Here is a 20871-nt window from a genome sequence, read left to right as displayed (position 1 = left end):
ATGAAAAATATGCAAAAACAAAAAGCCATACCGGCGCCTATTATTAGCCGTGTAAAGGCTTTTATAGTCGATATGTTTCTAATAGCCATACCGCTTTTGTATGTGACTACGTATTTTATTTTAGATGGCAAGAACGATTTTCAACACAACCAGCTTGCCATCTTTGGTGTTTGGGTGGTTTTTGGCAGCATCCAAAGCCTATTTTTTACTTTTAATGCTCAAAGTCCAGGATATAGATCTCAAAATATTTATATCATAAATTTAAGCGGTAAAAAAGCAGGATTTATCATTTATATGCTTAGATATTTCTTTTTTATTGTTACGTTTATTTTTGGTGGATCTCTATTTTGTTTTTTCAGAAAAGACAAAAGAAATCTGCACGATATCTTGAGTGACACTATACCCGTATCTAAAAAAGAGGCGTAAGCTGTTTAAATTTAAACGTATAATACTAGCTTTACTGAAAAATTTAAATTTAAGTATTAAGAGTTGATTTATCCTATTTTGATATAATAATGAAAATTTTAAACAAAGGATAAAAATGTCAAACGTAACTTTCAAAGGAACTCCTGTAAGCTTAGAAGGAGATACCATAAATGTCGGACAAAAAGCACCGGTGGTAGAATTAGTAGGTAAAGATCTCTCTTCTTTTGAAGTTGGTGGAGCTAATGGAAAATTTCAAGTTTTGATAGCCGTACCTTCACTAGATACTGGAGTTTGTGCAACAGAGACTAGAAAATTTAATGAGAAACTTGCCGGTAAAAACGGAGTTAGTGTAAATGTTATCTCTATGGATTTGCCATTTGCTATGGGAAGATTTTGTGCGACTGAAGGTATAGAAAATTTAAGAGTTGGTAGCGATTTTAGAGGTGCTAAATTTGCAAAAGCTTATGGACTTTTATTAAAAGATAGTCCGCTTGCTGGACTTTTGGCTAGGGCTGTTTTCGTGCTAGACAAAGATGGCGTAGTGGTCTATAAAGAGATAGTTAGCGAGATTACAACTGAGCCAAATTACGAAGCGATAATAGCGGCTTTGAGTAGTAGCTGTGGTTGTGGCTGTCATTAATTAAATTTTAGGTATCAGTCAAAGGCTATAAAATCTGATATAATAGCGTAATGAAAAATAGAAGCTATCTTTTTGGCGTTTTCATTACGCTTTTCGGTGGTATTTTGTGGGGTTTTAGCGGTGCTTGCGGTGAGTATCTTTTCAAACAAAAAGGCATCAGCTCAGACTGGTTAGTTCCATATAGGTTGCTGATATCTGGTATTATTTTACTTTCAGTTTATATCATAAAAAATCCAAAAATTATCTTTCTTCCGTTTAAAAATTTAAAAAACATACTTCAAATTTTGATCTATGCCATAATCGGACTTATGCTTACTCAGTATAGTTACTTTTACTCTATTGAGCTATCAAACGCAGCAGTTGCGACAGTTATTCAATACACAGCTCCTGTTTTTATACTAGCGATCGTTTGTATCATAGAAAAAAGATTGCCATACTTAAAAGAGTTACTTGCGCTTAGTTTGGCTATTTTTGGAGTATTTTTGTTAGCTACTCACGGAAGTTTTGAAAAACTCGTTATCAGTCAAAAGGCTTTACTATTCTGTTTTATAAGTGCTTTATGCGTAGTGGTCTATAATCTCGCACCAAAAACTTTAAATAAAAACTTTCCTATATCTTTGATACTTGGTTGGGGACTCATCATAGGTGGAGTGGTTCTTAGTATTTATATGCGCGTTTGGGAGCTTGATGGTGTTAGGGATCTTGGAGGATACCTTGCAGTTAGTGGAGTGATTTTATTTGGAACTGTGATGGCATTTAGCTTTTATATGACTGGAGTTGGCATTATAGGCGCTTCAAAAGCTAGTTTGATAGCTTGTATAGAGCCGGTTGCGGCTGCATTTTTTAGCTTCGTTTGGTTAGGAACTAGCTTTGTTTTTTTGGATTATGTTGGATTTGCGTTTATTATGCTTTGTGTTATTTTGCTATCAAAAAAGGACTAGTATGGATCTAGCTACTAAATTTCGACCGAAAAATTTAAGCTCTGTAGTAGGGCAAAAAGAGATAGTGGAAGTTTTTTCTAAATTTATAAAAGCTGGTAGAATTCCTCATAGCCTATTTTTTGGTAGTGCTGGATGCGGAAAGACTACTATGGCAAAAGTCATAGCTAAAGAGATGCAGTATGAATTTTTCGAGCTTGATGGAGCAAATTTAAAGAGTGAAGATATACGAAAGATAATAACCAAATTTGATGGGAGTTTGTATAAACCGCTTATTTTTATAGACGAATTTCACCGCCTTAGTAAAACTCAGCAAGAAACACTTCTAGTGCCGATGGAAACGGCAAAATGCATAATAATGGGCGCTACTACAGAAAATCCAAAATTTGTAGTTAGTAGCGGAATTCGCTCACGCACTATGATATTTGAGTTTAAGCCATTAAGCAGAGATGATCTAACAAAGCTTTTGGCATTAGTTCAAAACGAACTTAAATTTGAGATATCTGATGAAGCGATAAATTATCTTATAAGCAGTAGTTTGGGCGATGGGCGAAGTCTTTTAAATTTGCTTGATTTTGCACTAACTATAGAAAATAATATTAGTTTAGATACGTTAGTCGTTCTTAGATCACAAAGTCAAGTCGAAGGTGCTAGTAGTAGCGACACTCATTATGAGCTAACAAGTGCTATGATAAAAAGCCTTAGAGGAAGCGATATAGACGCTAGTTTATACTATTTAGCAAGGCTTATAAATGGTGGCGAAGATCCGACTTTTATAGCTAGACGTTTAGTGATATTTTCTAGTGAAGATATAGGAAATGCAAATCCAAACGCTTTAAATTTAGCAACTAACACAATGTTGGCAGTTAGCAAGATAGGTTATCCAGAAGCGCGGATCTTACTCTCTCAATGTGCGGTATATCTAGCAAGTTCGCCAAAGTCAAACTCAAGCTATAAAGCCATAAACGATGCACTAGACTACGTCAAGCAAAATGAACCGCTACAAATTCCAAAATATCTCATAAATAGTGATCCACAAAAGAAAGATTATCTCTATCCACATGATTTTGGCGGGTGGGTAGAGCAAGAATATATGAGTAAAAAGCTCAAATTCTACAAGAGCGGTGGAGTTGGTTTTGAAAAGACGATTGATGAGTGGCTAGAAAAGATTAAATCCAAATAAGCTTTATATCTAGCTTTTAAATAGTTTTAAAGCTAATCCAAATTTATACCTAGTTTTTAAAGAGTTTTAAATAATTTCAAATAATTTTCAAGCTTAAAATCTCTTATCAGATAGCAAAAGGAAAGGCATTTTTATAAATGTAGTTTTCATTTATCTATTTCAAACTAGCACATTTTAGTCATAGATACAAGTATGGCTTCTTTATGTTTAGCATAGTTGTACGCCACTTTGTTTCACGACTTCGCCGATCACATAGCCATCACTTGTGCTTAGCACAAGATCAACATTTTGTTTTGGTACGACTAACACCATACCGACACCGCAGTTAAATGTCCTATCCATCTCGCTTTGCTCTACGCTTTTGGCGATCAATTCAAAGATTTTTGGCGTTTTGATAGCACTTCTTTGGATCTTTGCGCCAAGTCCATTTGGCAAGACTCTAGGGAGATTTTCGACTATACCGCCACCTGTGATATGAGCCATTGCGTTTATGCTATCTTTAAGGCGTAAAAACTCATCTACATAAATTCTAGTAGGCTCTAAAAGCGTTTCTAAAAGTGTCTTACCATCAAATTCACTACCCAAATTTAACTTCTCTTTTTTGATCACCGCCCTTGCTAGTGAAAAGCCATTTGAGTGAAGTCCTGAGCTTGGAAGTGCGATTAAAATATCGCCTTCATTTACAAATTTACTCCTATCGATCTCATCTTCTTCAGCCACGCCCACAGCAAATCCCGCTAGATCAAAATCCCCAGAACTATACATACTAGGCATTTCAGCCGTTTCGCCACCTATTAGAGCGCATTTGGCTATTACGCAGCCTTTAGCAATTCCGCTTACCACTTCTTTGGCCGAGTTTATATCTAATTTGCCAGTTGCGTAGTAATCCAAAAAAAACATAGGCGTAGCAAAATTACATATAAGATCATTTACACACATCGCTACTAAATCAATACCAACGCTATCAAGTTTGCCACTATCTATAGCTAGGCGAAGCTTTGTCCCTACGCCATCAGTTGCGGCTAGAAGAGTTGGTTTATTATATCCAGTTGGAAGCCTGAAAGCCCCAGAAAATGAGCCGATACCGCCTATTACATTTGGAGTTAGAGTTGATTTGACAAAGGGCTTAATCCCCTCAACAAAGCTATTTCCAGCATCAATATCCACACCAGCATCTTTATAACTTATCATTTTTCACCTCTTTTGAATTTCATCATTTTAGCAAATTTGAACTTATTTTTGACTAACGCTATCTAGCAAATAGGCGATATGCTGCCAGCTAAATCCACTTGCCTCGCTTAGCCCGATTTCACAGGTGCTAGAGTTGCTAAAGCCGATATTGACTGCGCTATTTTGGTAAAATCTTTTGAATTTCATTGTAGCGTGTAAATTTAATTTCGGGGTAAAAAACCCTTTATACCCAGCAAATCCGCAACATGCCGTCTTCTCATCAATCAAAATTTGCCCATTAGTACAGATCCTAGCTAGGCTACTCATAGTGCTATCTAATCCTAGCTTTTTACTAGCACACATTGTGTATAGCCCTATAGCGTAGTTGGCTTTAGAAATAGTGAGTTTTGGGGCGATGAATTTTAGTAGATACTCGCTCAAATCATAAATTTCAAATCTATCTTTAAGCGATTTTATCAGCTCATAAGAGCAAGCGCCGTGATCTATCACCACAGGATATTTACCATCATTTGTAACGACTTTTAAGATATCGATATTTTTAGCTCTATTTAGCTCTTTTGTATCTGGATAATTGGTAAAAACTTTCCCACAGCACATATCATTAATCTCATTTGGATATATCACATTTATCTTGGCTTTTTTACACAAAGACTCAAAAACCTCTTGGATAGGGCGTTTGTCATTTAAATTTTGATTTGGGGCAAAAGATCTATTTAAGCAGCTTGAAAAATATACCACACTTTCATTAAATCCATAGTTTTTATCCATCAATTTATAGCTATTTTTGCGTGGAAGATACTCTCTTAAAACAGGAGTTTTGATAATCTCATTTGCTTTAAATGATAGCTTTCTTATCATATCTGTGTTTAATAAATTCGCCGCTGCAAGAGCGAATTTGGCGCCATTTAGCGTGGTGGTGAAATTTGAATTTGCTAGTTGAGCGATCTTTTTGCTTGTATCACTTGCGTTAGACACTCTCTCATTTAGGGCTAAATTTGCCGTATTTAGTCCAACAGGGCATAGCTCTTCGCACATAGAACAGGCAGCGCAACTCTCATTTAAGAAGTATTTGGCTCCATCTTTTAGCTCTTTTAGTAGCTTTTTGCTAGCTTTATCGCTCAAAGCCCCTAGTCTTTGCATCTCTCTTTTTAGGGCTATTCTTTGGCGTGGGCTTAGAGTTAGCTTATTAGATGGGCAGTTTTTCTCACAAAATCCACACTCCACACAATCATCAAATTCATTTCCTATAATGGCTGATTGCTTGATATTTTTTTTGTATATCTCTTTGTCATCTGTGATGATTACATCAGGGTTTATTAGAGTGTGTGGGTCAAAAATCTCTTTGATTTTTCTATTTATGGCATAAGCTTTTGCTCCCCACTCTAGCTCTACAAATGGCGCTACCATTCTACCGGTGCCATGCTCAGCCTTGATACTTCCACCGAAATTTGAAACCATCAAAGACATATCTTCAACCAAATTCGCAAAACTCTCAAATTCGCTATTTTGGTTTAAATCAGGCGTGATTATAAAGTGTAAATTACCCGCTAATGCGTGGCCAAAAATTATAGCGCTATCTTCAAATCCATGCTTTTTAAATAGCTCTTGAAGACTTTTAATCCCCTCTCCAAGATCTTTAATCTCAAAGCATATATCTTCAGTGATTACGCTACTTCCAGGCCTTTTAGCCGTAGCAGCGATAGGAAATATCCCTTTTCTAATCTTCCACCAATTAGCAAATTCACTCTCATCAAAGCTAAATTTCATCTCTTGACTAGTTGGATAGTCTTTTATCGCATCTTTTATATTTTGAATTTGCTCATTTAATCTATCTTGAGAGTTGTTTTGGCTCTGGATTAAAATACAGACTTCACCATCTTTAATATCAGGCAAAATCTCGCTCACGCCTTTAAATTTAGAAGCGGCCTTAAGTGAGCCATAATCCATAATCTCCGCACTAGAAATCTCATTTTCAAATTTAGCCAAAATCTCCACAACCTTAGCCGCTTTTAAGATATCATCATAAAACAAAAGCGCACAAGCTTTGAATTTCTCATCATCCACGCACTCTAATTCTACGCTACTTACAAAACCCAAAGTCCCCTCACTACCGATAAATAGATGAGTGATAATATCAATCGGGTCACTATAATCTAAAAGGGCATTAATGCTATAGCCAGTTGTGTTTTTGATCTTATATTTTCGCCTTATAAGCTCACAAAGCTCAGTATCAGCTAGGATTTGAGAGCGTAAATTTAGAATTTGCTCTATTAAATCTTTGTGGCTATTTCTAAAACTAGCCACACTTAAGCCGTCAGAGCTATCAAGGATAGTTCCATCACCTAAAATTACTCTAATGGATTTTAGCGTGTTATATGAGTTTTGCTTGACCCCACAGCACATTCCGCTTGAATTGTTATTGACAATTCCACCAATTTGCGCCGCAGCGATAGTAGCAGGATCAGGACCTATCTTTTTGCCTAGTGGTTTTAGGGCTTTATTTGCATTTTCGCCGATAACCCCACAACCTAAATTTATAGAGTTAGCATCTCTACTAACCTTCATATGATCCCAGCTAAAATCCAAACAAACTAGCACCGTATCGCATGAGCTTTGACCGCTTAGACTAGTCCCGGCACCCCTAAAACATAGTGGAGTGTTAAATTTGCGAGATAGCTCAAAAGCCTTTATAATCTCACTTTCGCTTTTTAGCATCAAAACTAGCTTTGGTATATATGAGTAGCAAGAGGCCTCCACACCATAGCAAAATCGGCGTAAATAGTCTTTATAAACTCTACCATCAAAGAGCTTAAAAGCGGCCTTATAAAACCCTTCATAATCTTGCATAATAGATCCTTTTGTAGCTAAAATTTGGCTGATTTTAGCAAATTTGAACTTATTTTATGCTAATATAGCCAAACTTCATTTAAGGAAATAAAATGTCAAATTATCCAAAAGCAATCGGACCATATAGTGCGTATAGAGTAGTAGGAGATCTTGTTTTTTGTTCAGGTCAAATCCCTATAGACCCAGCTACAAATGAGATACCTACAAGCCTTGAAGCTCAAGCTCATCAAGCTTTGAAAAATGTCGGCGGACTACTAAATGAAGTTGGCTTAAGCTATAAAAACGTTGTTAAAACTACCGTATTTTTAAGCGATATAAATGATTTTAGCGCTGTAAATGAGATATACGCTACTTATTTTGAGAAGCCTTACCCAGCAAGAAGTGCTGTAGCGGTAAAAGACTTGCCAAAAGGCGTAAAACTTGAAGTTGAGGTAATCGCTCATAAAAGCTAATAAATTTACTAACGCTTATGTCATAACCGGCTCTATAGGCTCAGGAAAAAGCACATTTATAAATTTACTAAAACTTTATGGTTTTAGCGTGATTGATGCGGATCAAATTTCGCATCAAATACTTGATGAAAATGCACCGACCATAGAGCAAACATTTGGCAAAGAGTTTGTTTGTGGATCTAAAGTCGATCGCAAAAAGCTAGGGGCTTTGGTCTTTGGCGATAAGTCAAAACTAAAGCTTTTAGAAGATATCCTTCATCCGCTCATAAGAGATAAAATTTACAAAGAAGCTTTAAATTTAGAAAGCAAAGGTTTGCCATATTTTGTAGATATACCGCTTTTTTTTGAAAAACAAGGCTATGATTTTAGCAATGTTTTACTTGTCTATGCCCCAAAAGATACCTTGATAAAGCGAGTTATGAGTCGCGATAAACTTAGCAAAAAAGAGACCTTACAAAGGCTAGATTGTCAGCTTGACATCGAAGTTAAAAAGCAAAAAGCAAATTTCATCATAAATAACGATAAAGATCTAAAACATTTAAATTTAGAAGTAGATAATTTCATAAGAAAACTAAAGGAAAGATATGCAACTCTCAAAATATAACGCCAGTGGAAATGATTTTGTGATTTTTCATACATTTGTAGCCAAAGACAGAAGTTTGCTAGCTAGGAAGCTTTGTGATCGTTTTAGCGGAGTTGGGGCAGATGGTCTTATCGTGCTTTTGCCCGATACTCAAAATGATTTTAAATGGGAGTTTTACAACAGCGACGGAAGCACTGCTAATATGTGCGGAAACGGCTCAAGAGCGGCCGCGCTTTATGCGAGAAATAACGGACTTTGCGATGATAAATGCAGATTTCTAACAGGAGCGGGTGTCATAAAAGCAAGTATAGAAAATAGCTTAGTTGAAGTCGCATTAACTAGCCCAAAGAAGCTAAAAGAGCCTTTTATAGAAAGTGGTTTTAAGTGGCATTTTTATGATACTGGTGTTCCACATTTAGTAACCTTTGTTACAAATTTAGATAAGTTTGATTTACAAATCTGTGCTAATATGAGACAAAAATATAACGCCAACGTAAATTTCGCTAAATTTGATAGTAAAAGCTTGAAAGTTAGGACTTTTGAGCGTGGTGTAGAAAATGAAACAAACGCTTGTGGCACAGGTATGGCGGCCTCTTTTTACGCCGGATTTGATACCAAAATATTTGGCAAAAGCCTACAAGTAAATCCAAAAAGTGGCGAAGATCTTTGGCTTAGATTTGATGATGATATTATCTATTTTAAAGGAATGGTGAAGCACTGTTTTGATACGACGATTTATTAAATTTTTTCTTATTTTACTAGCTTTACCGCTTTTTGGCGGACTTGAAGAATACTACTATAAACTAAGCATAAAAGAGCAAAAAATAGAATTTCCAAAACTCATAAACAAGATGGTTCAAGATGCCAACCAAAACACTTTACGCAGTAGAGAATTTGCCCTAAATTATCTAAATTTGATATATGAAAAATCATTTAGAGATCTAAATTTATCAAATTTAGATAGGCTTTTTAGCATAGCTAAGACTTATAAAATCCAAAAAATCTTTGATCCTAGCGAATACATAAGCAAACTAGACGTCGTTCCTGTTTCACTAGCTATCGCTCAAGCAGCAGTTGAGAGTGGCTGGGGAAAGAGCCGTTTTGCTAAAGAGGCAAATAACCTTTATGGGCACTGGACTTGGGGCGGTAAAGGACTTGTGCCACTAAATAGAGATGAGAACAAAACGCATAAGATAAAGATTTTCAACAGCCCAAACGATGCAGTTGATGCATATGTTTTAAATTTAAACTCACATCCAGCATACGCAAAGTTTCGCGAAAATAGACTTAAATTTCATCAAAATGAGTTTATCTACACAGGGCTTGATGCTGCAAAAACTATGGAGTCATACTCTGCTATGGGTAAAATTTACGTAAAACAACTAGAAAAAACCATAAGGCTTTATGACCTAACTAAATTTGATAGAATTTAATATGGCGACAAGCTAAGACCAAGCAAAGCAAATTTAATACAAGAATAGCAAGAAAAACCAAAACGGCAAAATGTCACCGAGAAACAAAAATTCACGCCAAACTATACAAATTTTAGCAAAAATTATTCTTATAACTCATTTTTTGAATTTTTAATTATAGTGTCTATTAGAGCATACACCTTATTAATTGACTAAATCAAGTATCAATAGCGGTTTTAATTGCAGTGTAGGATATAGCACCAAATCCAAGCACTATCACACCAAAAACGACATAAGTAATCATCATAAATCTCCTATCTCTTTTAATATTTTAGCAATTTTCTTATTAATAAAAACAAAAGAAACAGCTAAAAAAATTATAGCCAAAATCGAACCTACAATTATTAAATTTTCAGTCTTATTATAGTTCGTAGCCAACCAAGCAACATTAGCCAAAAAAGAACCGACTATTACTCCGAGCCAAAATTTAAGAAGCCCTAATCTCTCTTTTTTTTCATCTAGTTTTGACATCAATTTACCCTATATTTTTATCATACCAAATTCTGCCCCATAATTATATCATATTTTAAAAAGACTATAATTTCTTCATCATCGCCAAATTTAGCCAACCACCTTTTTAAACCGCTTTTTAAATTTTGGAATATTTTTTGCTTATACTTTTACAAATTTCATTTTTAATTGGCACAACCATTAAAAAGCTGATAAAGGATAAAAGATGATGAGATCACTTTGGGCTGGAGTTACAGGACTTCAAGCTCATCAGATAGCTATGGACGTCGAGGGTAACAACATAGCAAATGTAAATACCGTAGGTTTTAAATACAGCAGAGTTAGTTTTGCAGATCTTGTTAGCCAAACAGACAAAGTCGCCACCGCTCCTCAAGGCGAACTAGGCGGTAAAAACCCTATGCAAATAGGCTTAGGAACTCAGATAAATGCCGTAACAAAGATATTTAAACAAGGCTCTATCCAAACAACTGATAAAAACACCGACGTAGCCATACAAGGCGATGGCTTTTTCATAGTTTCGCCTGATGGCGGAAATACTAAGTATTTTACTAGAAATGGGGATTTTAGTTTTGATAGCTTAGGAAATTTCGTCGATAAAAATGGCTATATAGCTCAAGGTTGGCTCAGAGATGAAGATACAGGCATCATCGACCCAACTAGCCCTGTTAAAAACATTCAAATCGAACCAGGTCTTGGTATGCCTGCAAATCCTACAAGTGAGATCAAACTAAAAGGAAATCTAAATTCAGGCGACAATATAGGCACTCAAAAGTCACCTATCTACTCTTTGGATTCTAAAAACGGCTGGTTAGACCTAAATGGAAACGATATTATGAATGATGGCGAAATACATGTAGAAAATGATACAAATGATGATAGATTCTATGTGGATAAAAATAAACAGATGAAGCTACAAGAAAGAGGCGTAGATCTTGGCGTTTTGTTTAACGATGCAGGAGAGGGCTTTAACCTAAGAGAGGGTCAAGGTATGTGGGTAAGCTACGCCGATGCGAAATATACTTTTAAACCAAATATCCAGAATAATAATGCACAATTTGGCATCACTCTAAATGGTATCCCTATCCCAACTACTACAGTAACTAAAGCTGATGAGATAGTAGCTAAGATAAATGAATACACACCCAAAACAGGAGTAAATGCTAGTCTAAATGGTGGAGATATAACGCTGATAAACAAAAACTCAGAGGGTACAACAGACTCTATGAAAAATATAAAAATCGCTATAAATGGTCAAAACGGCGCTGGTATGCAAAATACAAACGTCATCACCGCTTATAAATACACCTATAGTGCAGCCCAAAGCACAGCTCAGCATGGATATGATGACAAAATAGCAAGGGTTGTGCATACAACTGAAGATCTAAGAAGAGCTATGCAAACTGATGCTAGACTCCATGTAAAATATACGGGTAAAACACAAAATGGTCAAGGTCAAGACGCCATAACCGAAAATGATAGAAACGATGGCGTTGAGATAACTATAAACGAAAAAGGGCAGTTTGTCATCAAAAACCCTGCTGGTGATGCATTTAATGATGAGGATAAAAGGCCAAATGGAAATCAACTTCCTCAAGTTATTGAAGACACCATCGACGCTACTGGAGGAAAAAACGCTACTAATGCTGAAACAAATGTAAATGATAAAAATATGTATCTAACTATCACAGGATACTCTGATGCAGCAAATAATATAAATGAAAACACGAAGTTAGCAGATGCCTTTAAAGCCTTAAGTGGCGGACTAAGCAGCGGAACTGGAAATAAAACTTCAAATGCTGTTTATATGTCTACTCATAGCTCTACTATAGAGATATTTGATAGTCTTGGCTCAAAACATGAGATCAAGGTAGATTTTGCCAAAACAGGATATAGTGCTGAAAATGGAACTGAATGGTCTATGGTGATACAAGTGCCAGAACCTGCTAAGCTAAGAGATGATGCCCCTACAAATGTGATAACAGGAACCATCAAATTTAAACCAGATGGTAGCTTACTAGGGTTTAATCCTACAGCTCTTACATTTACTGCAAATAACGGAAGTGAGCCAGGACAAAATATAGAGTTAAATTTTGGTAAAAGCGGTGATTTTAATGGTATGACAAGCAACAATAGAAAGTCAAGCACAGACAATATAGCTCAAGATGGTTATGCAGCAGGAACACTTAGCGGAACTAGGATAGATGAAAGCGGAACGATAATAGGCTCATTTACAAATGGTAGAAGCTTTGGACTAGCTCAACTATCTCTTGCTAGTTTTACAAATAACGAAGGCTTGGAGAGTATGGGTGGAAATGTGTTTATCCAAACTGCAAACTCAGGCGATCCAGTCATCGGCTCTGCTCAAACAGCAGGTCGCGGTAAGGTAAATGCTAGTAGCCTTGAGATGAGTAACGTCGATCTATCTCGCTCTCTTACTCAGCTCATCATCGTCCAAAGAGGCTATCAAGCAAACTCTAAAACCATAACCACAAGCGACCAAATGCTAAATACTCTTTTACAACTTAAACAATGATTTTTAGGGGCTCTAAGCCCCTTTTTGATATGCTTTTCTTATAGTTTTATTTGTTGTTGAAATTTTTACTATATTTTACTAAAAGCTTTACTTGTTGCTTTATTTGTCGTTGAAATCTTTAACTAGTGGCGATTTTGCGTATTCGTCTGTCTCTGTGAATTTTGCCATATATATCTTAGTTCGTCGCCACTAGCTTCCCTGTGAGTTTTACTAAAGCGATTTTACTTCGCCACTAGTTTTCTTTATTTACAAACATAAACCACATTCGCACTTGCTTTTTGAATTTCATCTTTGATTATAGGAAGTGTTAAGTCTATCTGAGAGCTTTGTTTTGCGCTGTTTAACTGCATCGTTCTTGGCAAGGGATTTAGCGAGATCAAATTTAAATTTGAAACCGAGCAGTTTTTACCTAATGTCTGTGAGTAGTGATTAGCAAGTTTGAGCGATTTAGCTAAAAGCTCATCGTATAGCTCTTCTTCATTTTTTTGAATCTCTTTTGGGTCTGCTAGTGCTACTAGCAAAGGCATTGAAACAGATACAAGATCGCTATTTTTTAAGATAGATTCTATATCATTTAAAAGCTCATTATAAAGCAGAAATTTGTCTTTTGTAAATTTACAAGTAAGTTTTGCGCTTAGCTTTTGTCCGACTATGCTTTCGTCTTTATGGCTGATCCTTGGCTCTACTAAGTAGCTTCCGCCTACGCAAATCCCGTCTTTTTGAACTCTATCTATAATCATAGAAAATAGCTTTGAAATTTGTGCCTTTTCATCTGAATTTAGAGATGTTTTATTTGCTAAAATTTCAGTTGCTACGAAATTTGGCTCAGATACAAATAAATTTGGTATGATAGGCTTTGAGACCTCTATGTCTCTTGAAAAATTGATACTTTTGTTCGCATTAAAGCTTTTTTCTGCTGTTAAAAACTCATTGAAAAATGCTCCTGCTACAAAAAGTATCAAAAACAAAATCCCTGTTCCTAGGCTAGTAAGAAAATTTTTCATATTGATCCTTTAAAAATTTACTGCTATTTTACCTTAAAAAGATGAATTTGGATTTAAAAATATTAATTTTAATATAAGCTTAATTTTGATATAATCCATTTTCTTTTGATGCCTCGGTAGCTCAGCTGGCTAGAGCGCTGGTCTCATAAGCCGGAGGTCGGGAGTTCGAGTCTCCCCCTAGGCACCATATCTATTTAAATTTACTTCGATTTTATCCTGTTTGAAATTTAAATTTGTTTTAAATTTAGATATTTTTTATGTGAGATTTTGTTATGTGGCTTACGACTTTTAGCCCGTCTGTGCTATATGCCATTCCAAAGCCTTTTATAAATTTACCACTCATCACTTCAAGCTTTATGATATGAAAATCAAGCATATTTTTAATCATTTCCAAAACCGGCTCATCTTTAAATTTGGCTTTAAATTTATCAAATAGTTCGTCTCTAAACTCATCTTCAAAGATGGCTTTTACTCTAAAACTTGCTCTTTTTCTAGCAAAAATGGTGCTTGTGATACCTTCATCTTCTAAAAACATTATAGAAATTTGATCGCTATTTGATCTAATAGCTTCAAAATGCTCAGCCACGCTAGAAATGCAGATATAAAAACTATCGTTTTCTTTGATAAATGGAGCGTAAGAAGCTACTGGATGTGAGCTAAAACTAGCTATAAAAAGGCTCTTAAATGAATTTATAAAAGCGTCCATTTCGTTTTGAATGCTATCTAAATTTTGCATTTTAACTCTTTAATCTTTTTTAGAAAAGATATATAAATAAATAAAGCCTATAACCCCTGCAGTAAATGAAGATAGTAAGATAGCAAGTTTATCGGCGTGGAAAAACGCGGCGCTGTCGTTGTAAGCTAAAGAATCCACAAATAAACTCATCGTAAATCCTATACCTGTTAGTATGCAAACGCCATAAAACTGCTTCCACGTCGAGCCCTCTGGCAGTTTTGCAAATCCTAATTTTATAAATATAAAGCTAAATAAAAATACTCCGACTTGTTTTCCTATAAATAATCCAAAGAAGATACCAAGACTAACTGAATTTAAAAGCTGATTTATATGAACTCCGCTAAGTCCAACTCCTGCATTTACAAAGGCAAAAACCGGAAGTATGATGTAGCTTGTGATCCCGTGCCAATCGTGCTCTAACTCTTCTAAAAAATTTCTGCCGTCTTTGTCTTTTAAAGGTATGAAAAACGCCGCTACTACTCCTGCTATAGTGGCATGAACTCCGCTTTTTAAAACGCTTATCCAAAGAACTATCGTTATTAGGATATAGATCGATTTTATACCGACTTTGAAATAGTTTAGTATGCCAAGAGCAAAAAGACAGATAGCGGCTATCAAAAATGCGCTAAATGAGAGAGTGCTTGTGTAAAATAATGCGATGATGATAATGGCACATAGGTCATCTATGATAGCAAGAGTTAGTAAAAATATCTTTAGGCTTGATGGAACTCTTTTGCCTAGTAAGAGTAAAATTCCAAGAGCAAAAGCTATGTCTGTTGCAGTAGGTATCGCCCAACCACGAATAGCAAATTCGTCTGAATGGTTAAAAAACCAAAATATAAGCGCAGGCAAGATAACTCCGCCAAGTGCGGCTATGGTAGGAAGTGCTATTTGAGATGGTTTTGATAGTTCGCCATCTATCACTTCTCGCTTAAGCTCAAGTCCGACGACAAAGAAAAATATCGCCATAAGTCCGTCATTTACCCATAAAATAAGCGGTTTAGAAAGGTTAAAATCGCGAAAACCTATACTAAACTCAGCTCTTAGTATTTCTCTATAAAATTCGCTTAAAAAGCCGTTTTGGAAGATCAGCGCTAAGACTGTAGATATGATTAGTAAAACACCGCCAAAAGACTCGTGCTTTACAAATTTTAAGATTAAATTCATACGCTCTCCTATTTAAATCATCAAACAAAATACAACTTCGATCTAGGTAAGCTCAAACATAAATAAGGCTGATTTAGTCTATTATGTTTAAACTCTTCTAGGTTATTTTTGAGTAATTATTATACCAACTTCATTTAAAAATTACTTCGAATTTGCTTTGTAAAATATTTATATTTTGTAGAAAATAGCTATTTTGTGTTTTAAATTTACTCTTTAAATATCTATTTTTAGGCTTTTTATGAAGTTTTTATATAGGCAATATCTATGTGTAGCAAATTGTAAATTTACAATATAAAATTAGCATAAAATATATTTTTTAATATCTAAATGTAGCTTCAAAAAAAGAAGCTACGTGTAAATTTCTTTTACAAGAAGTTGAGGTGTGATAAGCCCTCTAAATGAGTTTTTTGAGATCGAAACTAGCATATCTATGACATTTCCGACTTTTGGAGCGTAGTCGTAGTTGAAAAATATCGCTTCATATGATTTGTTGTCTTTTTGAACGATTATTTTTAGATGATTTTCGTCTTTGCCTATAAATTTGATATTTTTCACTTTTGCGTTTCTCAGCTCAAAAAGCGGACGTGGGTTTTTTTGACCATAAGGCTCAAAGTATTCTAAGATCTCTAAAAGCTCATAATCAATAGAGTTGTGATCTATCTCACCTAAAACCTCATCATTTCCGCTAAAATCATAAAGATCTTGTAAAAAACATGAGTTATTTATGGCGTGTTTGAAGACCTCTAGTTTATCTGTATCTATGACAAGTCCTGCTGCACCCTTATGTCCTCCAAAACCGCATAAAAGCTTTTCTTGTGAGGCTATCAACGCTAAGATATCAAATTTACCAACACTTCTTGCACTTCCTTTTGCCTTGCATCCATCGATGCTAAATACTATAGCTGGTTTTTTATAGCGTTTAGCAAGACGCGATGCGACTATGCCTATGACGCCCTCGTGCCATTCATCGCCCCAAGTAACGATGATATCTTCATTATCGTCTATCTCTTTTATGGAAGATTCAAAAAGTGCTTTTTCCTCTTCTTTTCTAGAGTTATTAAAATCAAGTATCATATCAAAGTAGCAGTTTGCTTCTTCTAATGTTTTACTACGCAAGAATTTAAATGATATACTTGCATCATCCATTCTTCCGGCTGAATTTATAAGCGGAGATATAAGAAAACTTATATCATCAAATTCAAATTTATCTTTGCCATAAAATGCTTTTATGGCTTCAAAACAAGGGCGTTTGCTTGAGTTTATCTTGCCTATGCCAAGTCTTACTAATATACGATTTAAATCCCTAAGCTCCATCATATCAGCTATGATAGCAATAGCTAAGAGATCTAAGAATTTACCCATATCGTAGTTTTTGATGTTGCATACTTCTTTTAAAGCACCGACTAGATACCAAGCAACTTGAGCGCCACAAATTTCGATATTTGGAAATGTGCATTCTGGCTGTTTTGGATTTATGATAGCATATGCTTTTGGCAAGATCGGCGGTGGTATGTGATGATCTGTGATGATAAGATCAATACCCTTTGTGCTACAAAGCTCTGCTGCTTCGTGTGCGCTTATACCATTATCTACGGTTATTATAAGTCCTACGTTTTCTAGCTCATTTATGATATCGGCGTTTAAGCCATATCCATCTTTAAATCTATTTGGGATTTTTATGATAAAATCAGCGCCGATATCTGTGAAAAACTCTGCCATTATGGCGGTGCTGACTACGCCATCAACATCATAATCCCCAACTATAGCTATAAGCTCACCGCCAAGCACGGCAGTTTTTATACGCTCAGCGGCTTTATAGGTATCTTTGAGTTCGCAAGGTAAAGGAATCTCTGAAAGTTTCTTGTGTAGATCACTTTCAAATCTTTTGCTAAGCAGATTCCTAATTTCATTTTTATCTAACATTTTTATTTTCAATTCCAGCTTTTATGAAACCTAAAATTGCGGGATTTGGGTTTGTTAGACGAGATGTAAATTCAGGGTGAAACTGCACACCTAAGAAAAACGGATGATCTTTTAGTTCGACTGCTTCTATTAGCCCATCGCTCTCGCCACTTACTATAAGTCCGTTTTTTTCAAAAGCTTCTCTAAAAGCTGGATTAGCTTCATATCTGTGTCTATGACGCTCTTTTATGCTTTTTGCTCCGTTATAAACTCTACTTAAAAGCGAATTTGGCAATATATCACATTTATAGCTTCCAAGTCGCATAGTGCCACCTAGTGGGCTTTTGTGCGTGCGAAGTTGTTTTTTACCGCTTGCGTCTATGAAGCTATCTATGAGATAGATTATAGGATTTTTGCAGTCTTCTTTAAACTCGATCGAATCAGCATCTTCTAAATTTAGAACATTTCTAGCAAATTCTATCAGACTAAGCTGCATACCAAGGCAGATGCCTAGATATGGTATTTTATTTTCTCTAGCGTATTTGATAGCTTGCATCTTACCAAGTACGCCACGTGGGCCAAATCCACCAGCAACTAGCACTGCATCTACGTCTTTTAGCGTCTCATTTACGTTGTTTTCATCGATTTTTTCACTATCGCACCATTTTATATTTACTCTAGCATCTAAATTTGCTCCGGCGTGGATAATGCTTTCAGTAAGGCTTTTGTAGCTCTCTTTTAAATCTATGTACTTTCCGACAAATGCTATGGTTACGCTATCGCTAGGTGCTATGACTCTTTTTACTAGATTATCCCATTTTTCCATATCAGGTTTAAGCTCTCCAAGATCTAAAACTTCTGCGATAGGTGTTAAAATATCTTGTTTTAAAAAGCTAAGTGGGACTTGATAAATGCTACTAAGATCTGGGCTTTCTATAACAGAGTTTCGCTCAACTCCACAACTACTTGCTATTTTATCTTTTAGCTCACGATTAAGCGGAATTTCTGAACGACATATTATCATATCAGGACTGATGCCTATGCGACGTAGTTCGCCGACACTATGCTGAGTAGGTTTTGTTTTTAACTCACCTGCAACTTTTATGTAAGGCACCAAAGTCAAGTGTATAAACATCCCGTTTTTGCGTCCTACTTCACTTCTTAGAGCACGAATTGCCTCTAAAAACGGAAGCCCTTCTATATCTCCTACCGTCCCTCCGATCTCGACTATAAGGATATCTTTTCCCTCTCCAGCTTTTTTTATGCGCTCAACTATCTCACCGACGATATGTGGTATGACTTGAATAGTTTTACCAAGGTAGTCGCCGCGGCGTTCTTTTTCTATAACTGAGCTATAAACTCTTCCTGTTGTGAAGTTGTTTTTTTGGCTTAAACTCTCATCTAAAAATCTTTCGTAATGTCCTAGGTCTAGATCGGTTTCGGCTCCATCATCAGTAACAAAAACTTCGCCGTGTTCAAGCGGACTCATTGTGCCAGGATCTACGTTTATATACGGATCAGCTTTTAGTATGCTGACTTTCAATCCTACGTTTTTTAAGAGCGTGGCGATACTAGCAGCGGCGATACCTTTTCCAAGGCTTGATAAAACGCCACCGGTTACAAAAATATACTTTGTTTGCTTTGAAGAAACATCGTCTTGCGAATGATTTTGTTTCGATTGATCCATTACTTTTTCCTATTGATTTTAATCTGGGGATTATATCAAAAGTTTTTTTATGGTATGGTAAATTTGGTTTTGTCTAATAATTTAATAAAAAATTTATAAATTATTAGACCATTTATTTTAAATTTTTTTAGTTTTTATTTCTAGGAATGCTAAAATCAACTGATTTGATGCTTTTATTATTTTCTTTAAAAATAGCTCTTAAATAATACCTATCGTCGGTTTTTGTGCGAACAAGTAAATTTTTAAATTTGGTTTCATTTTCATCAACGTATTTTATGCAACTGTAGATTTGTTTATCAAATATATCTTCTTGCTCTATATTTTGCTCTTTTTTAGTCTCGTTTTTATCTTTGTTTTGTGTTTGTTTTTTGGTTTGTTCTTCATTGTTGCACATATATTTATCAGTCGTGATATTTAGATCGATTATAAATTTATTTTCTATCCAGAAATCATCGTGATAGTTTGCTATATGAGCAATGCGTGCGATATTTGGCGCTATAATAAAAAAAGATAATCCAGTAAAAAATAATCCTATAGTTATAGCAATTTTATAATCAAATTTATAATTTGCAAAAGCAAGGCTTAATAACAAAATTATTACAAAACTCAAAAATACAAGAAAAGTTGGATTTTTTATAAAAATCATTAAATATAAAAGCTCAAATACAAAAGCTATACAAATTAAAGGACTAGCTGTAATTTCTTTTTTAGCTAAAAACATAATAGCAATAATTACATGGGCGATCATGTATATATATAGCAAATTAATAATTTTATCTGAGATGATTTTTATGATTTCTATATTTTGTTCTAAAAATTCGCTAAAATTTTTTGGTAAAGATGACAAATTATTTAATACCAAAAAAAATATCATCATTGAAAGTATTACTAAGGATAATATTATTTTTACTGAAATAGTTTTTTTGACATTTATTTTGTAAAGATAAAAATTGGAATACAAATAAGGCATTAAAAATAAAAATAGATATATAAATATAATAGCTCCCCAAATTCCGGCATAGACTAAATAAATATTGCTTACTTCTGCTATTGGTAAATTTTCTTCTATGAAATATGGCAAAACGCTTGCAAATCCGATGAAAATAAAAATAGCAGAAGAGCTTAAAAGATTTTTATGTATAAAATTCCAAAGATTCAATAAGTAAAGTAAAAAAATATTTGTCAAATGAAAACTTGCGCTTTCTTTTGTATAAAAATTGCTTTTTTCATAAAGCAAAACTTCATTTTCTAAAAAGGTATTTTTTAGCCTTTTTGACTCTTGAAAACTATTTACTTTTTCTTTTTGTTCTAATAAATTTTGCTGATTTTTTAAAAGTTCTATTTGTCTTAGTAGTTCTTTTTTCTTTTGGTCTAAGGCTTCTGGACTCAGAAAATCGATTTTATACTCATCTATTACAAGTAGAATTTCCTTGATTCCACTTGTAATATTATTTTTTAAAATTTTAGAAGTTTTAAATTTAGATTTTTCAAATTTATTAAATAAATCAATATTTTCATCTATTCTTTTGCTTAGATTACAAACAGCATCTAAAACATTATTTAAATCTAAAATTTCTTTATTTATTAGTTCTAAATCAGTCATTATTTTTCCTTGTGCGGCTTAGCTAAATTTTAGAGC

Annotated in this window: 18 protein-coding genes and 1 tRNA gene; 10 read left to right on the top strand and 9 right to left on the bottom strand. The window is 34.8% G+C overall.

The features are described 5' to 3' along the window. The first annotated feature begins 9 nt into the window (after positions 1 to 9). From CHLWT_RS09115 to CHLWT_RS09100, 4 genes are all read left to right on the top strand, one after another. Positions 10 to 426, top strand: coding sequence for an RDD family protein (locus tag CHLWT_RS09115; protein WP_112000087.1), 417 nt, complete (start codon positions 10 to 12; stop codon positions 424 to 426). A gap of 115 nt (positions 427 to 541) precedes the next feature. Beyond that, complete coding sequence (gene tpx, locus CHLWT_RS09110; protein WP_112000055.1) at positions 542 to 1066, top strand: thiol peroxidase; 525 nt, start codon at positions 542 to 544, stop codon at positions 1064 to 1066. Positions 1067 to 1116: 50 nt separating this feature from the next. Next, positions 1117 to 2007 (top strand): DMT family transporter, encoded by an 891-nt coding sequence (locus tag CHLWT_RS09105; protein WP_111971213.1) that lies wholly within the window; start codon positions 1117 to 1119, stop codon positions 2005 to 2007. A gap of 1 nt (position 2008) precedes the next feature. Then, a complete protein-coding gene (locus CHLWT_RS09100) occupies positions 2009 to 3187 on the top strand; it encodes a replication-associated recombination protein A (protein WP_112000054.1) in 1179 nt (392 codons plus the stop codon). Positions 3188 to 3394: 207 nt separating this feature from the next. Here CHLWT_RS09100 and purM read toward each other — a convergent pair whose 3' ends face one another. After that, positions 3395 to 4378, bottom strand: coding sequence for a phosphoribosylformylglycinamidine cyclo-ligase (gene purM / locus CHLWT_RS09095; protein WP_112000053.1), 984 nt, complete (start codon positions 4376 to 4378; stop codon positions 3395 to 3397). A 42-nt stretch (positions 4379 to 4420) separates the two neighbouring features. Then, the gene (locus CHLWT_RS09090) at positions 4421 to 7225 is read right to left on the bottom strand and encodes an FAD-binding and (Fe-S)-binding domain-containing protein (protein ID WP_112000052.1); all 2805 of its coding nucleotides are present in this window, start codon (positions 7223 to 7225) and stop codon (positions 4421 to 4423) included. Positions 7226 to 7317: 92 nt separating this feature from the next. Between CHLWT_RS09090 and CHLWT_RS09085 the strand changes: the two genes are divergently transcribed. The 4 genes from CHLWT_RS09085 to CHLWT_RS09070 are packed head-to-tail and all read left to right on the top strand — an operon-like array spanning position 7318 to position 9693. Beyond that, entirely contained in the window at positions 7318 to 7677 is a 360-nt protein-coding gene (locus CHLWT_RS09085) for a Rid family detoxifying hydrolase (protein WP_112000051.1), read from the top strand. Next, positions 7667 to 8281 (top strand): dephospho-CoA kinase, encoded by a 615-nt coding sequence (gene coaE, locus CHLWT_RS09080; RefSeq protein ID WP_112000050.1) that lies wholly within the window; start codon positions 7667 to 7669, stop codon positions 8279 to 8281. The genes CHLWT_RS09085 and coaE overlap by 11 nt, the downstream gene beginning before the upstream one ends. Further along, positions 8262 to 9002 carry a diaminopimelate epimerase gene (dapF, locus tag CHLWT_RS09075; RefSeq protein ID WP_111949689.1) on the top strand — a complete coding sequence of 247 codons (741 nt, stop codon included), beginning with the start codon at positions 8262 to 8264 and terminating at the stop codon, positions 9000 to 9002. The genes coaE and dapF overlap by 20 nt, the downstream gene beginning before the upstream one ends. Further along, positions 8983 to 9693 carry a glucosaminidase domain-containing protein gene (locus CHLWT_RS09070; RefSeq protein ID WP_244948776.1) on the top strand — a complete coding sequence of 237 codons (711 nt, stop codon included), beginning with the start codon at positions 8983 to 8985 and terminating at the stop codon, positions 9691 to 9693. Before dapF ends, CHLWT_RS09070 begins: the two co-directional genes overlap by 20 nt. 282 nt (positions 9694 to 9975) lie before the next feature. On the opposite strand, the gene CHLWT_RS09065 is transcribed toward CHLWT_RS09070, so the two are convergent. After that, complete coding sequence (locus CHLWT_RS09065; RefSeq protein WP_111949687.1) at positions 9976 to 10203, bottom strand: hypothetical protein; 228 nt, start codon at positions 10201 to 10203, stop codon at positions 9976 to 9978. 205 nt (positions 10204 to 10408) lie between these two features. Here CHLWT_RS09065 and flgE point away from each other — a divergent pair, with 205 nt between their 5' ends. Beyond that, the gene (gene flgE, locus CHLWT_RS09060) at positions 10409 to 12736 is read left to right on the top strand and encodes a flagellar hook protein FlgE (RefSeq protein WP_112000049.1); all 2328 of its coding nucleotides are present in this window, start codon (positions 10409 to 10411) and stop codon (positions 12734 to 12736) included. A 242-nt stretch (positions 12737 to 12978) separates the two neighbouring features. On the opposite strand, the gene CHLWT_RS09055 is transcribed toward flgE, so the two are convergent. After that, entirely contained in the window at positions 12979 to 13740 is a 762-nt protein-coding gene (locus CHLWT_RS09055) for a hypothetical protein (RefSeq protein ID WP_111985358.1), read from the bottom strand. A gap of 110 nt (positions 13741 to 13850) precedes the next feature. On the opposite strand from CHLWT_RS09055, the gene CHLWT_RS09050 reads away from it, so the two are divergent. Beyond that, positions 13851 to 13927 (top strand) — tRNA-Met (locus CHLWT_RS09050). Between the two features lie 57 nt (positions 13928 to 13984). On the opposite strand, the gene CHLWT_RS09045 is transcribed toward CHLWT_RS09050, so the two are convergent. The 5 genes from CHLWT_RS09045 to CHLWT_RS09025 all read right to left on the bottom strand — a co-directional run bounded on the left by CHLWT_RS09045 (position 13985) and on the right by CHLWT_RS09025 (position 20835). Then, entirely contained in the window at positions 13985 to 14476 is a 492-nt protein-coding gene (locus CHLWT_RS09045; RefSeq protein WP_112000048.1) for a pyridoxamine 5'-phosphate oxidase family protein, read from the bottom strand. Positions 14477 to 14485: 9 nt separating this feature from the next. Then, complete coding sequence (gene nhaA / locus CHLWT_RS09040) at positions 14486 to 15643, bottom strand: Na+/H+ antiporter NhaA (RefSeq protein WP_112000047.1); 1158 nt, start codon at positions 15641 to 15643, stop codon at positions 14486 to 14488. A gap of 348 nt (positions 15644 to 15991) precedes the next feature. Next, the gene (recJ, locus tag CHLWT_RS09035; RefSeq protein ID WP_176320886.1) at positions 15992 to 17572 is read right to left on the bottom strand and encodes a single-stranded-DNA-specific exonuclease RecJ; all 1581 of its coding nucleotides are present in this window, start codon (positions 17570 to 17572) and stop codon (positions 15992 to 15994) included. Beyond that, entirely contained in the window at positions 17556 to 19232 is a 1677-nt protein-coding gene (locus CHLWT_RS09030) for a CTP synthase (RefSeq protein WP_112000046.1), read from the bottom strand. Before CHLWT_RS09030 ends, recJ begins: the two co-directional genes overlap by 17 nt. Positions 19233 to 19359: 127 nt before the next feature. Then, positions 19360 to 20835 (bottom strand): hypothetical protein, encoded by a 1476-nt coding sequence (locus CHLWT_RS09025; protein ID WP_112000045.1) that lies wholly within the window; start codon positions 20833 to 20835, stop codon positions 19360 to 19362. Positions 20836 to 20871: the final 36 nt, after the last annotated feature.

The organism is Campylobacter hyointestinalis subsp. lawsonii, from assembly GCF_013372165.1.
GTDB classification, from domain to species: Bacteria; Campylobacterota; Campylobacteria; order Campylobacterales; family Campylobacteraceae; genus Campylobacter; species Campylobacter lawsonii.
Note: the sequence above shows the minus strand (reverse complement) of the source record. Positions and strands in the feature narration are given on the sequence as shown.